At 63.1% G+C, this 15,056-nt stretch carries 6 protein-coding genes; 5 read left to right on the top strand and 1 reads right to left on the bottom strand.

Annotated features, from left to right (window positions below):
* Positions 1–96 precede the first annotated feature (96 nt).
* From recC to recD, 4 genes are all read left to right on the top strand, one after another.
* Positions 97–3,474: an exodeoxyribonuclease V subunit gamma gene (gene recC, locus ACR6A7_RS19185; RefSeq protein ID WP_434126871.1), complete on the top strand. Its 3,378-nt coding sequence runs from the start codon at positions 97–99 to the stop codon at positions 3,472–3,474.
* 117 nt (positions 3,475–3,591) lie between these two features.
* On the top strand, positions 3,592–6,483 hold the full coding sequence (gene ptrA / locus ACR6A7_RS19180; RefSeq protein WP_434126870.1) for a pitrilysin: 2,892 nt from the start codon (positions 3,592–3,594) through the stop codon (positions 6,481–6,483).
* Entirely contained in the window at positions 6,480–10,016 is a 3,537-nt protein-coding gene (recB, locus tag ACR6A7_RS19175; protein WP_434126869.1) for an exodeoxyribonuclease V subunit beta, read from the top strand. Before ptrA ends, recB begins: the two co-directional genes overlap by 4 nt.
* Positions 10,013–11,851: an exodeoxyribonuclease V subunit alpha gene (gene recD / locus ACR6A7_RS19170; protein ID WP_434126868.1), complete on the top strand. Its 1,839-nt coding sequence runs from the start codon at positions 10,013–10,015 to the stop codon at positions 11,849–11,851. The genes recB and recD overlap by 4 nt, the downstream gene beginning before the upstream one ends.
* Before the next feature lie 248 nt (positions 11,852–12,099).
* On the opposite strand, the gene argA is transcribed toward recD, so the two are convergent.
* Positions 12,100–13,428 (bottom strand): amino-acid N-acetyltransferase, encoded by a 1,329-nt coding sequence (argA, locus tag ACR6A7_RS19165; protein ID WP_033752832.1) that lies wholly within the window; start codon positions 13,426–13,428, stop codon positions 12,100–12,102.
* Between the two features lie 231 nt (positions 13,429–13,659).
* Between argA and amiC the strand changes: the two genes are divergently transcribed.
* A complete protein-coding gene (gene amiC / locus ACR6A7_RS19160) occupies positions 13,660–14,898 on the top strand; it encodes an N-acetylmuramoyl-L-alanine amidase AmiC (protein ID WP_434126867.1) in 1,239 nt (412 codons plus the stop codon).
* The last annotated feature ends 158 nt before the right edge of the window (positions 14,899–15,056 follow it).

The raw sequence follows: 15,056 nt of genomic DNA, 5'->3' as shown, positions 1-15,056 counted from the left end.
AAAGCGCCCCCGCGCTATGGGCAACCCCGGCGATACGCGGTAGAGTGACCAGTCTGCCGCTTTGCCGCGCCAGACAGTGTCACCACAGGAGTTTGCATGTTTCACGTTTATCACTCAAACCAGCTCGATGTTCTGAAGATTCTCGCGGCAGCGGTGATTGAACATGACCCCCTTAGCGATCCCTTCGCCGCTGAAACCGTGCTGGTGCAGAGTCCCGGCATGGCGCAGTGGCTGCAGATGGAGCTGGCGCACACCTTCGGCATCGCCGCCAATATCGACTTTCCGCTTCCTGCCTCCTTTATCTGGGATATGTTTGTGCGCGTGCTGCCGGATATTCCTGCCGAAAGCGCCTTTACCAAAGCCAGCATGAGCTGGAAGCTGATGCACCGCCTGCCGGCGTTACTGACCGAGGAGGCCTTTGTCTCGCTGCGCCACTATCTGCATGACGACAGCGACAAGCGCAAGCTGTTCCAGCTCTGCTCACGCGTCGCCGATCTCTTCGACCAGTATCTGGTCTATCGCGCCGACTGGCTGAACCGCTGGGAGCAGGGCGGGCTGGTTGAGGGGCTGGGGGAGGCGCAGCTGTGGCAGTCGGCGCTGTGGCGCGATCTGGTGGCCTACACCGAGGCGCTGGGACAGCCGAAATGGCACCGCGCCAGTCTCTATGCGCGCTTTATTCAGACGCTGGAGCGAGCCGAGCATGCGCCGCCTGGCCTGCCGAAGCGCGTCTTTATCTGCGGCATCTCCGCCTTGCCGCCGGTCTATCTCCAGGCGCTGCAGGCGCTGGGCCGCCATATTGATATTCATCTGCTGTTTACCAATCCCTGCCGCGATTACTGGGGCGATATTCAGGACTACGCCTTCCTGGCGAAGCTGCAGAGCCGCCAGCGCCGTCGTCTCGACAGCGAAGAGGCGCGCGATCTTTTCAGCGATCCGCTCGACGCGCCCGCGCGTTTCAACGCCGAAGGGGAACAGCAGCTCAGCAACCCGCTGCTCGCCTCCTGGGGCAAGCTGGGCCGCGACAACCTGTTCCTGCTGAGTCAGATGGACGAGGCGGATGACGTTGACGCCTTCGTCGAGGTCGAGGAAGACAACCTGCTGCACGCCATGCAGCATGACCTGCTGCATCTGCAGGATAACGCGGTGCTGGGGCTGAACGCGGAAGAGCTCGCCTGGAGCGGCAGCAAGCGCCTGCTCGATCCTGACGATCGGTCGATTAGCGTGCAGATCTGCCACAGCGCCCAGCGCGAGGTGGAGGTCCTGCAGGATCATCTGCTGGCGATGATGGAGGCGGATCCTGGCCTCAAACCGCGCGATGTTATCGTGATGGTGGCTGATATCGACAGCTATGCGCCTTTTATTCAGGCGGTCTTCGCTAATGCGCCCGCCGATCGCTACCTGCCATTCTCTATTTCCGATCGCCGCGCCAGCCAGGCGCATCCGGCGATCTTCGCCTTTCTCAGCCTGCTGGCGCTGCCGGACAGCCGCTTTGCGGCGGAAGATGTGCTGGCGCTGCTGGAGGTGCCGGCGCTGGCGAACCGTTTTTCGGTGGATGAGAGCGGTCTGCGCCTGCTGCGCCGCTGGGTAGATGAGTCGGGCGTGCGCTGGGGGCTGGACGACGACAGCGCCGAAGCGCTGGCGCTGCCGGTCACCGGCCAGCACACCTGGCGTTTCGGCCTGGAGCGCATGCTGCTGGGCTATGCAATGGAGAGCCATCACGGCGACTGGCAGGGCATTCTGCCCTACGATGAGTCGAGCGGCCTGGTCGGCGAGCTGGCCGGCCACCTGGCGGAGCTGCTGATGCGGCTGAACCACTGGCGCGCGCGGCTCAGCGAATCCCGCCCGCTGGAGGGCTGGCTGCCGCTTTGTCGGGAAATGATCAACGACTTCTTCCACGGCGACGCCGAAGCGGAAGCCGCGCTGCTGCTGGTTGAAGAGCAGTGGAAACAGCTGATTGAATATGGCCAGGCGGCGCGCTATGAAGCGGCTATTCCGGTGACGCTGCTGCGCGACGATCTGCGCGCGCGTCTCGACCAGCAGCGTATCAGCCAGCGCTTTCTCGCCGGTCAGATTAACTTCTGCACGCTGATGCCGATGCGCTCGATTCCCTTCCGCGTGGTCTGCCTGCTTGGCATGAACGACGGCGTCTATCCCCGTACGCTGCCGGCGCCGGGCTTCGACCTGATGCAGCATCAGACGCGCAAAGGCGATCGTAGCCGCCGCGACGACGACCGCTACCTCTTTCTTGAGGCGCTGCTTTCGGCGCAGGATCGGCTCTATATCAGCTATATCGGCCGCGCAATTCAGGATAATACGGAACGCTATCCCTCGGTGCTGGTCACAGAGCTGCTGGATTACATCGGCCAGAGCTTCTGCTTGCCTGGCGACGAGGCGAAGGAGTTGGACGAGAGCGCGCAGCGCGTACAGCACCATATTCAGCATCTGCACAGCCGCATGCCGTTCGCCGCCGAGAATTTTCATCCGCAGTCGCGCTGCCACAGCTTTGCACGCGAATGGCTGCCCGCTGCCCAGGGGAAAGGCGAGGCGCAGCCCGACTTTGTGCAGCCGCTGCCGCTGCCGGAGATCGAATCGGTCTCCTGTGAGCAGTTCCTGCGCTTCTGGCGGCATCCGGTGCGCGCCTGGTTCCACCAGCGGCTCGGCGTCGCTTTCTGGCTGGAAGAGACGGAGCTGTCGGACAACGAGCCTTTCGCGCTCGACAGCCTGGAGCGCTACCAGATCAACGCCGAGCTGCTGAACGCGCTGGTGGAGGGCGAAGATACGCAGCGTCTTTACGCGCTGCATCGCGCGGCGGGCAACCTGCCTTATGGCGCGTTCGGCGAGCTGTTCTGGCAGGCGCAGCAGGAGGAGATGCAGGAGGTGGCGGCGGCGGTCATCGAGCAGCGCAGCGAAGGTGACAGCTGGGAAGTCACGCTGCCGCTCGGCGGCGTCACGCTGACCGGCTGGCTGACGCAGGTCCAGCGCGACGGCCTGCTGCGCTGGCGTCCTGGGGTGCTGAACATGAACGACGGCCTGCTGCTCTGGCTGGAGCACCTTATCTACTGTGCGCTGGGCGGCGACGGGGAAAGCCGCATGATGGGCAGAGAAAAGAGCCGCTGGCGCTTTGCGGCGGTGGCGCAGCCAGAGGCGGAGGCGATGCTGACGCGCTATATGCAGGGCTATCAGCAAGGCATGTCGCAGCCGCTGATGCTGCTCAACAAGAGCGGTGGCGCCTGGCTGACGGCGAGTTACGACAAGAAAACGCAGCAGCTGCTGCTGGACGAAGCGACCCAGGTCAAGGCGCGCAACCGCCTGCTGCAGGCCTGGACGGGCGGCTATCAGCAGGAAGGCGAGGGCGGCGATCCCTACCTGCAGCGGCTCTGTCGCGTATTGAACGAGGCGCAGATCGCGCAAATTGCCGAAGCTGCGCAGCGCTGGTATCTGCCGGTGTTGCAGGCTCACCTGGATGATGAATAGCAAGCGGCGCGACGAGCTCTGACACCTCGACGCCGGATAACAAGGTCTGTCAGTTTGCACCATTTTCGGCTGCGCCTGCCTGGCAGCGCAGTTTCAAGGGTAACAGAAGGGGTTTACATGCGTAGATACGCTCGCTGGATAGCGGCGCTGATGTTGAGCCTGGCGGCCTGCGCCACGCTGGCGCAAGCCGCGACGGGCTGGACGCCGGTCAATGAAACCATTCGCAAAAGCGAAAACGATCCGCGCCAGTATCAGGCCGTCCGGCTCGATAACGGCCTGACCGTGCTGCTGGTTTCCGACGCGCAGGCGCCGAAGTCGCTGGCGGCGCTGACGCTGCCTATCGGCTCGCTGGACGATCCGGATCGACAGCTCGGGCTGGCGCACTTCCTTGAGCACATGGTGCTGATGGGGTCGCAGCGCTATCCGCAGCCGGACAATCTGGCGGAGTTCCTGAAAAAGCATGGCGGCAGCCATAACGCCAGCACCGCCGCCTACCGCACCGCCTTCTACCTTGAGGTGGAAAACGATGCGCTGGAGCCGGCGGTGGACCGCATGGCGGATGCCATTGCCGCGCCGCTGCTCGATCCGGTCAACGCCGATCGCGAACGCAACGCCGTCAACGCAGAGCTGACGATGGCGCGCTCGCGCGACGGTCTGCGTATGGCGCAGGTTGGCGCAGAGACGCTCAATCCGGCCCACCCCGGCTCGCGCTTTTCCGGCGGCAACCTCGACACGCTGAAGGATAAGCCTGACAGCAAACTGCTCGACGCGCTGTCGGCGTTCTACCATACCCATTACTCCGCCAACCTGATGAAGGCGGTGCTCTACAGTAATAAACCGCTGCCGGAGATGGCGCAGATCGCCGCCAACACTTTTGGCCGCATCGCCAATCACAACGCGACGGTACCCGCTATCGACGTGCCTGTGGTGACCGAGGCGCAGCAGGGCATTATTATCCACTACGTTCCGGCGCAGTCGCGCAAGCAGCTGAAGATCGAGTTCCGCATCGCCAATAACAGCGATCGCTTCCGCAGCAAAACCGATACGCTGATCGGCTATCTGATCGGCAACCGCAGCAAAAACACCCTGGCCGACTGGCTGCAAAAGCGTGGGCTGGCTGACGGCGTCAATGCCGGTGCCGATCCGATGAGCGAACGCAGCAGCGGCGTCTTCGCCATTACCGCCTCGCTCACCGACAAAGGGCTGGCGCAGCGCGATGAGGTGGTGGCGGCGATTTTCAGCTACATCGCCATGCTGCGCGAGCAGGGCATCGACAAGCGCTACTTTGACGAAGTTTCGCACGTGCTGGCGCTCGATTTTCGCTATCCCTCGCTGACGCGCGATATGGATTACATTGAGTGGCTGGCGGACACCATGCTGCGCGTGCCGGTGGAGCATACGCTGGATGCGCCTTATCTGGCTGACGACTATGACGCCGCTGCCATTAAAGCGCGCCTCGACGAGATGACGCCGCAGCAGGCGCGCATCTGGTATATCAGCCCGCAGGAGCCGCACAACAAAGAGGCCTACTTCGTTAACGCGCCCTATCAGGTCGATCGCATTAGCGACCAGACCTTCGCCGACTGGCGTCAGCGCGCCAGCCAGATCCAGCTCTCGATGCCGACGCTGAATCCCTATATTCCTGACGATTTCACCCTGATCCCGCAGGATGGCAAAAGCTACAGCCATCCGGTCGCGCTGCCCAACGACTTCGGCATGCCGATCTACTGGATGCCGAGCCGTTTTTACGCCAGCGAGCCGAAAGCCTCGGTGACGCTGGCGCTGCGTAACCAGCACGCCATCAGCGACGCGCGCCAGCAGGTGCTGTTCGGCCTCAACGACTATCTCTCCAGCCTGGCGCTGGATGAGCTTAACTCGCAGGCGTCGGTCGGCGGTATCAGCTTCTCTACCAGCGAAAACGACGGGCTGGTCTTCAGCGCCAGCGGCTTTACCCAGCGGCTGCCGACGCTGCTGAAAAAGCTGGTGGAAGGCTATGCCACCTTTCAGCCTACGCCGCAGCAGCTGGAGCAGGCGAAATCCTGGTATCTCGATCAGCTTGACGCGGCGGACAAGGGCAAGGCGTTCGAGCTGGCGATCCAGCCGATGCAGATGCTGTCGCAGCTCCCCTATACGCAGCGCGAGACGCGCCGCGCGCTGGTGAAGGCGATCGCCCTCGACGAGGTGGTGGCGTATCGCGACAATTTGATCCATCATGCGACGCCTGAACTGCTGGCGGTGGGCAACCTCAGCGCTGAAAGCGTGACCCAGCTTGGCCGCGAGCTGAAGCAGCAGATGCAGACGCAGGGCACGCAGCTCTGGCGCAGCAACTACGTCTCTTTCGCTAAGCCGGTAAAAGCCAACCTGCAAAAAGCGGGCAGCAGCACCGATTCGGCGCTGGCGGCGCTCTATGTGCCGCTCGGCTACGACGAGTATCAGGGCATGGCGAACAGTTCGATGCTGAGCCAGATCGTGCAGCCCTGGTTCTACAACCAGCTGCGCACCGAAGAGCAGCTGGGCTATGCGGTTTTCGCTTTCCAGATGCCGATCGGCCGTCAGTGGGGCATCGGCTTCCTGCTGCAGAGCAACAGCAAGCAGCCCGCTTATCTGCTGCAGCGCTACCAGGCTTTCTACCCGCAGGCGGAGAAGCGGCTGCGCGCCATGCCGCAGAGCGACTTCGCGCAGTATCAGCAGGCGATGATCAATCAGCTGAAGCAGCGGCCGCAGACCCTTGACGAAGAGGCGTCGCGCTATAGCCGCGACTTCGATCGCCAGAATTACGCCTTCGATACGCGGCAGAAGGTTATCGCGCAGATCCAGCAGCTGACGCCGGACGCGCTGGCGGACTTCTTCCATCGCGCCGTACTGCAGAAAGAGGGGATGGCGATGACGTCGCAGATTGCCGGCAACAGCACAGATAAAGCGGCTTTTGCCCAACTGCCCGGCTGGAAAACCTGGAATGAGGTGGCGAAACTGCAGCAGTCGCTACCGGTTAAGAGTGAGACGCAATGAGTTACCCTGAATCGCTGAATCCGTTGACGCTGCCGCTGCGCGGTGAGCGTCTGATCGAGGCTTCGGCGGGCACCGGCAAAACCTTTACCATCGGCGTGCTCTACCTGCGCCTGCTGTTAGGGTTAGGCGGCGAAAACAGCTACAGCCGTCCGCTGTCGGTGGAAGAGATACTGGTGGTGACCTTTACCGAGGCCGCCACCGCTGAGCTGCGCGGGCGCATCCGCGAAAATATTCACGAGCTGCGCCTGGCCTGCGTGCGCGGCGCGAGCGGCAACCCGATGCTGGCGCTTCTGCTGGAGCAGATTGACGATCTCGCGCAGGCCGCTGCGCTGCTGCTGGCGGCGGAGCGTCAGATGGATGAAGCGGCGATCTTCACCATTCACGGCTTCTGCCAGCGCATGCTTAACCTGAACGCCTTCGAGTCCGGCATGCTGTTCGAGCAGGAGCTGATAGAGGATGAGGCGGCGCTGTTTAAGCAGGCGACGGCGGATTTCTGGCGACGCCACTGCTATCCGCTGACGCTGGATGTGGCGCGCGCCATCGTCGCCGAGTGGAACGGGCCAGAGAGTTTGCTGACGACGCTGCGGCCCTGGCTGCAGGGCGAATCGCCGCGGCTGAAACGGCCGCCAACCGACGAGGAAACCCTGGCGACGCGCCACGCCGCCAACCTGGCGCGCATCAGCGAGATGAAGCGCCAGTGGCAGGCGGTGAGTGACGAAGTTGAAGGCATCGTCAGCCAGTCCGGCGTGGATAAGCGCAGCTACAGCAGCAAATATCTGCCGCTCTGGGTAGCGAAAGTCACCCAGTGGGCCAACAGCGAAACAACCGACTATCTCTTCCCGAAAGAGCTGGAGCGTTTCGCCCAGCCTGTACTGGTGGAGAAGACCAAAAAAGGGGAGCCGCCGCAGCATCCGCTGTTCCAGGCGGTAGAGGCGTTTCTTGCCGAGCCGCTGTCGCTGCGCGATCTGGTTATCGCCCGCGCGCTGGTGGAAGTGCGCGACGCCGTGCGTAAAGAGAAGCGCCTGCGCGCGCTACTTGGCTTCGACGATCTGCTGAGCCGTCTCGACGAGGCGCTGCAGCAGCCGGGCGGCGCGCTGCTGGCCGACACCATCCGCGCCCGCTATCCGGTGGCGCTGATTGACGAATTTCAGGATACCGATCCGCAGCAGTATCGTATTTTCCGCACGCTCTATCTTCATCAGCCCGAGCTGGCGCTGCTGCTGATCGGCGACCCCAAGCAGGCGATCTACGCCTTTCGCGGCGCCGATATCTTTACCTATCTGCGCGCCCGCAGCGAGGTCGCCGCGCACTATACGCTCGATACCAACTGGCGATCGTCGCCGGGCATGGTGCAGAGCGTCAACCGTCTTTTTGCTCGTATGGATTCGCCTTTTCTTTTCGAGGCGATTCCGTTTCTGCCGGTGCATCCCGCCGCGCCGAATCAGCCGCTGGCGCTGGTGAAAGATGCGCAGCCGCAGCCGGCGCTGCGCTTCTGGCTGCAGCCCGGCGACGGGGTCGGCGTCAGCGACTATCAGCAGTTTATGGCGCAGCAGTGCGCCGCCGATATCAGCCGCTGGCTGGTCGCCGGACAGCAGGGCCGGGCGCTGCTGGGCAAAGGCGATAGCCTGCGGCCGGTGCAGGCGTCCGATATTACCGTGCTGGTGCGCAGCCGCAACGAGGCGGGGCTGATCCGCGACGCGCTGAACGGGCTGTCGATTCCGTCGGTCTACCTCTCTAACCGCGACAGCGTCTATACCACGCCCGAAGCGCGCGAGCTGCTGTGGCTGCTGCAGGCGGTGCAGGCGCCGGAGCAGGAGCGTCTGCTGCGCAGCGCGCTGGCCACCTCCATCTTCGCTATCGACGCCGCTTCGCTGGACAGGCTGAGCCAGAACGAGCGCGAGTGGGATGCGCTGGTGGAGCAGTTCGCCGGCTGGCAGCAGCTCTGGCACCAGCGCGGCGTGTTGCCGATGCTGCGCGACGTCATGAATCAGCGGCAGCTGGCGGAAAATATGCTCGCCTCGGAGAATGGCGAGCGCAGGCTCACCGACCTGATGCATCTGGGTGAGCTGCTGCAGGAGGCGTCGACCCACCTCGACAGCCCGCATGCGCTGGTGCGCTTTCTCGCCCAGCAGATCGCCCGGCCCAATAGCCAGTCGGCGGAGCAGCAGCTGCGGCTCGAGAGCGATCGCCACCTGGTGCAGATCGTCACTATCCACAAATCCAAAGGCTTGCAGTATCCGCTGGTGTGGCTGCCTTTCGCCGCCGGCTTTCGCGAGGCGGCCAGCGCGCTCTATCACGATCGGGAGAGCTTCGCGACGCTGCTCGACGTGCAGGGCGACGAAGAGAGCATGACGCTGGCCGAGCAGGAGCGCCTGGCGGAAGATCTGCGCCTGCTCTACGTCGCCTTAACGCGCTCGGTGTTTCACTGTAGCGTCGGCATTGCGCCGCTGTTTAAGGGCGCGCGCAAAAAAGAGGGCGACAGCGACCTGCACAAGAGCGCGCTGGGCTATCTGGTGCAGCAGGGCGAGAGCGGCGACGCCGATCGCCTGCGCGCCTGTCTGGCGACGCTGGCGGATGCGGACACCGAAGTGCTGCGCGACGATCTTATTCCTGGCGAAAACTGGCGCGAACAGGCGCAGTCCGACGATGCGCTCAGCAGTCGTCAGGTGACGCGCGACCTGCGCGACGCCTGGCGCGTCACCAGCTACTCCGGGCTGCAGCAGCACAGCAGTTCGCCGCTGCTGGAGGCGATGCCCACCTTTGATATCGACGCGGCGGGCGAAGAGGGCGGCGAGGCGGAGAGCGCCCTGACGCCGCATCACTTTCCGCGCGGCGCGGCGCCGGGCACTTTCCTGCACGGCCTGTTTGAATCGATCGATTTTACCCGGCCGCCAGACAGGGCACTGCTGGAAACAGCGCTGGAGCAGAACGGCTATCCGCCGCACTGGCTGCCGGTGCTGGAGGCCTGGATCGCGCGCGTGCTGCATACGCCGCTTAATCGCGACGGCCTGACGCTGGGCGCGCTGCAGAACCAGGACAGGCTGGTGGAGATGGCCTTTTATCTGCCGCTGGAGCGCATGCTGAACGCGTCGGAGCTGGATGCGCTGATGCGCCAGCACGATGCGCTGTCGGCGCGCGCGCCGAAGCTGGAGTTCCACCAGGTGCAGGGCATGCTGAAGGGCTTTATCGACCTGGTGTTTCGCTGGAACGGTCAATATTATCTGCTGGACTACAAATCCAACTGGCTCGGCGACAGCGAAGCGGCCTATACCCCAGAGGCGATGGCGCAGGCGATGGTGGATCACCGCTACGATTTGCAGTACCAGCTCTACACGCTGGCGCTGCACCGCTATCTGCAGCATCGCCTGCCCGATTATGATTACCAGCGCCACTTTGGCGGCGTGTTTTATCTGTTTTTACGCGGTGTCGATGGCAGTTCGCCGCAAAACGGCATCTTTACCGCGCGTCCGTCGGCCGCCTTCGTCGCCGGACTGGACGCGCTGTTTCGTCGCCCGAAAGAGGAGGAAGTATGACGGAAATTGTGTCATTGCTCGATCAGGCGGTAGAGAAACGTCTGCTACGGTCGCTCGATCTTCAGTTCGCGCGGCTGCTGGCCGACGCCTCGCAGCCGGCATGGCTGCTGGCGGCCGCCTGCGTCAGCGCCGAAGCGGGCGATGGTCACGTCTGCCTGCCGCTGGCGCACCTGACGCCCGATACGCTGTTCGCCGGACGTCATCCTGAACTGGCGCAGGCGCTATGGCGCGCTGCAGGCGCGCCGTCATGCTGGAAAACGGCGCTCGCCGGCTGGCCTGCGCTGAGCGACGGCGGCATCGCCACGCCGCTGGTGCTCAATCATGAGCGGCTCTACCTGCATCGTCTGTGGCAAAGCGAAGGTCGGGTGGCGCACTTTTTCACCCGGCAGGCGGAGATGGCGGAGATGGATATCGCCGCCGCGCAGGGCGTGCTGAGCGCGCTGTTCGGCGATCGGCCTGACGACTGGCAAAAAATCGCCGCCGCCGTGGCGCTGACGCGCAAAACCGCCGTGATTTCCGGCGGCCCCGGCACCGGCAAAACCACCACCGTGGCGAAGCTGCTGGCGGCGTTGATCCGCCTCAGCCGCAGCAATCTGCGCATCCAGCTGGCGGCGCCGACCGGCAAAGCGGCGGCGCGCCTTACCGAATCGCTCGGCCAGGCGCTGCAGGCGCTGTCGGTCAGCGACGAGGAGCGGGCGCGTTTTCCCAGCGAAGCGACCACGCTGCACCGTCTGCTGGGCGCGCAGCCCGATACGCAGCGGCTGCGCTATCACGCCGCCAACCGGCTTCATCTCGACGTGCTGGTGGTGGACGAGGCCTCGATGGTTGATCTTCCGATGATGGCGAAGCTGATCGCCGCGCTGCCCGACCATGCGCGCGTGATTTTCCTCGGCGATCGCGATCAGCTGGCGTCGGTGGAAGCAGGCGCGGTGCTGGGCGATATCTGCCGCTGCGCGGAGACGGGCTACAGCCTGTCGCGCGCGCAGCAGCTTGCGGCGCTGACCCAGTGCGCCCTCGACGGCGCGGATGACGCGGGCGCCCCCGACGTGCGCGACAGCATCTGCCTGCTGCGCAAAAGCTACCGCTTTGATGCGACGTCGGGCATCGGCCAGCTGGCGCGGGCGGTCAACCTTGGCGACGCGCGCGCCGTTGAGTCGGTGATTAACGCCGCCTTTGAGGATATCGATTTCCAGGCGCTACAGAGCGGCGAGGCCTATCAGGCGATGCTCGACGCCGTGGCGGAAGGCTACCGGCCTTTCCTGAAGCTAGTGCAGTCGCGCGCGCCGGTGGAGGAGATTCTGCTGGCCTTTAGCCGCTATCAGCTGCTTTGCGCCCTGCGCGACGGGCCGTTTGGCGTGCAGGGGCTGAACCAGCGCATCGAGCAGCGCCTGGTGCAGCTACAGCGCATCCGGCGACCGGCGATAGGCAGCCGCTGGTATGCGGGACGGCCGGTGATGGTGACGCGCAACGACAGCGCGCTGGGGCTGTTCAACGGCGATATCGGCATTACCCTGCGCGATGCGGAAAATCAGCTGAAGGTTTTTTTCCCGCTGCCGGACGGATCGGTGAAGGCGGTGCAGCCGAGCCGCCTGCCGCCGCACGATACCGCCTGGGCGATGACGGTGCATAAGTCGCAGGGTTCGGAGTTTGAGCATACCGCGCTGGTGATGCCAGCTCAGTTCTCGCCGGTGCTGACGCGCGAGCTGGTCTACACCGCTATTACCCGCGCGCGCAAACGGCTGACGCTCTACAGCGAACCCGCGGTGTTTCAGCGCGCGGTGCAGCTGCAAACCCAGCGCCGCAGCGGGCTGGTGGAAAGGCTAAGTCTGGTATAAAGGACGCATCAGGGGCGAACGCGGGCGGCATGGGCCGTTACGCAAAGTCGCTTGCGCATCCTTGCCCGCTCGGCCTGCGCCAATACGCACCTCATCCCTGAGGTGCGCCCGTTAACGGGCCAACGCGCCGCGTTGTTCAAAAACGCTCCCGGCGTTTTTGTCCCTGGCGCAGGACGCTTTGCTCCACGGCCCATGCCGCCCGCGCATCAGCGACGGTGCCGTCTGAAAGTTGAGCCGGCTGGCCTGACTCAGGTCAGGTCCGCCATCAGCACCTTTGAGCGCCGCTGGTAGTTATACATCTGCTTTTTACTCTCCGGCAGCGACTCGATATCCACCGGCGTAAAGCCGCGCTCCTGAAACCAGTGAATGCTGCGCGTCGTCAGCACGAACAGCTTCTCCAGCCCCATCTGCCGCGCCTGAAGCGCGACGCGCTGCAGCAGCATCTCGCCGCGCGACGAGCTGCGGTAGTCGGGATGCACCGCCACGCAGGCCATCTCGCCGATCTTCTCATCCATAAAGGGGTAGAGCGCCGCGCAGGCGATGGTCAGGTTGTCGCGAATAATAATGGTGAACTTGTCGATCTCCATCTCCAGCTGCTCGCGCGAGCGGCGCACCAGGATACCCTGCTGCTCCAGCGGGCGAATAAGCTCCAGGATGCCGCCGATATCGTTAATGGTGGCGCGGCGGATCTGCTCGCTCGACTCCATCACGATCTGCGTGCCGATACCGTCGCGTGAGAAGAGCTCCTGCAACAGCGCGCCATCTTCCTGATAGCTAATCAGATGGCTGCGGCGCACGCCGCTGCGGCAGGCTTTCACCGCGCCGCGCAGGAAGCGCACCGTGCCGGAAAGGTAGTCGCCGTCGCTCTCCATCTCGTCGATGCGCGCCTGCGCGTCGTTCGGGAACAGTTCGGAGATAATGGTGCCGTCGCGGCGGGTCACACCCTGCTCGGAGCAGAAGCCGATCATCTTCTCCGCCTTCAGCTTAATCGCCAGCTGGGTGGCGACCTCTTCCGACGTCAGGTTGAAACTCTCACCGGTCACGGAGACCGCCACCGGGCCGAGCAGCACAATCGCGTCGTTATCCAGCTGCCGATGAATCGCCTCTTCGTCGATGCGGCGAATGCGCCCGCTGTGGCAATAATCGACGCCGTCGTCCACGCCCAGCGGCTGCGCGATAATAAAGTTGCCGCTGACCACGTTGATGTGCGCGCCCTGCAGCGGCGTGTTGTTCAGGCTCATTGAAAGTCGCGCCGTGATGTCGAGCTGCAGCCGTCCCGCCGCCTGCTTCACCAGCTCCAGCGACTGCGCGTCGGTCACGCGGGTGTATTTGTGATAAACCGGCTCGAGCTGGTTCGCCGCCAGGCTGGCGTCGATCTGCGGACGCGCGCCATAGACCACCACCAGACGAATGCCGAGGCTGTGCAGCAGGCCGATATCGTTAACGATGCTGGAGAAGTTTTCATGCTCGATCGCTTCGCCGCCCAGCATGATGACAAAGGTCTTGTCCCGGTGGGCGTTGATATAGGGAACGGTGTGGCGAAAACCCTGAACCAGCTCAGTACTACGTTCCTTCACGGCAAACCTCAATGAATGATTATTCGTAATTTTTGTATTTTTATTCTTTTAGGGCGCTATTTGCAAGCGTTAAACCTGACGTAAATTTACGTTTTTTAGGGTGCGCTCGCTGCTAAGAGACTGCATTATTTGGCTTTTCCTGGATGACTTCGCCAAAGGGATGGGCTAAAGTTTTCAGCGCCGTTTATTAAAGTGGCGCTTTTTTAGACAGAACAGAGCAGCTGGAGCGGCATGTCAGAATCAAATCCCCTCATTTCCCGCAGAAGGCTCCTGCAGGGAACCGGCGCATTATTGCTGCTGAGCGTCAGCCGCACAGGGCTGGCGGCAAAAAATCATATCGTTGCGGTACGCATCTGGCCATCTTCTACCTATTCGCGTATGACGCTGGAGTCCAGCGTGCCGCTTCACTATAAGCAGTTCGCGCTTTCGCATCCGGATCGGCTGGTTATCGATATCGAAAATATGCATCTTAATCCGGTGCTGAAGGGCGTCGACAAGCTGGTGCGCGTCAACGATCCTTTTATCAAAAACGCACGGGTCGGGCAGTTCGACGCCAGTACCGTGCGCATCGTGCTGGAGCTGAAGCGCAACGTCGCGCCGAAAACCTTTACCCTGGCGCCGGTGGCCGGCATCAAACACCGGCTGGTGGTGGATCTTTATCCGAGCCAGGATACCGCTGAAGACGATCCGCTGCTGGCGCTGCTCAAGGATTACAACCAGGGCGATCTGGGGCGCAGCGAACCGGCATCCGCGCCGCTGCCCGGCAAGGCGGGGCGCGATCGGCCGCTGATCGTGATGATCGATCCCGGGCACGGCGGCGAAGATCCCGGCGCGCACGGCAAATATAAAACGCGTGAAAAGGATATCGTGCTGAAGATGGGGCGGCGGCTCAAGGCGCTGATCGACAAAGAGCCGAATATGAAGGCCTATATGACGCGCAACGAGGATGTATTCATTCCGCTGCGGGTGCGGGTGGCCAAAGCGCGCAAGCAGCGCGCCGATCTCTTTGTTTCGATACACGCCGACGCCTTTACCAGCCGTAGCGCGCGCGGCTCCTCAGTGTTCGCGCTCTCCACCAAAGGTGCCACTTCGGCGGCGGCGCGTTTCCTGGCGCAAACGCAGAATGAATCGGATCTTATCGGCGGCGTCAGCAAGAGCGGCGATCGCTATCTTGACCACACCATGTTCGATATGGTGCAGCGCCAGACCATCCATGACAGCCTTAACTTCGGTAAAGAGGTGCTGCATCGCATGGGGCGCATCAACCATCTGCACAAGCGCACCGTCGATCAGGCGGGCTTTGCGGTGCTAAAGGCGCCGGATATTCCGTCGATACTGGTGGAGACGGCGTTTATCAGCAACGTGGCAGAAGAGCGCAAGCTACGCACCAGCCGCTATCAGCAGCAGGTGGCGGAAGCGATTTTTCATGGCATAAAGGCTTACTTCGACAACGTCGGGGCGCGACGCTAAGGCGAGGAGAGGGGATGGCGCAGGCCGTCCCGCTTTTCAGAGAGTACAAAAACAAAAAAGCACCCTTTCAGGTGCTTAAATGTTGGTTGCGGGAGCCGGATTTGAACCGACGACCTTCGGGTTATGAGCCCGACGAGCTACCAGGCTGCTCCATCCCG

Origin of the sequence: Pantoea phyllosphaerae, from assembly GCF_051025595.1 — a bacterium.
Taxonomy (GTDB): Bacteria; Pseudomonadota; Gammaproteobacteria; order Enterobacterales; family Enterobacteriaceae; genus Pantoea.
Note: the sequence above shows the minus strand (reverse complement) of the source record. Positions and strands in the feature narration are given on the sequence as shown.

Excerpts from the sequence above, each read along its gene's own strand:
- recC (WP_434126871.1), top strand. The coding sequence starts at position 97 with ATGTTTCACGTTTATCACTCAAACCAGCTCGATGTTCTGAAGATTCTC.
- ptrA (WP_434126870.1), top strand. The coding sequence starts at position 3,592 with ATGCGTAGATACGCTCGCTGGATAGCGGCGCTGATGTTGAGCCTGGCG.
- recB (WP_434126869.1), top strand. The coding sequence starts at position 6,480 with ATGAGTTACCCTGAATCGCTGAATCCGTTGACGCTGCCGCTGCGCGGT.
- recD (WP_434126868.1), top strand. The coding sequence starts at position 10,013 with ATGACGGAAATTGTGTCATTGCTCGATCAGGCGGTAGAGAAACGTCTG.
- amiC (WP_434126867.1), top strand. The coding sequence starts at position 13,660 with ATGTCAGAATCAAATCCCCTCATTTCCCGCAGAAGGCTCCTGCAGGGA.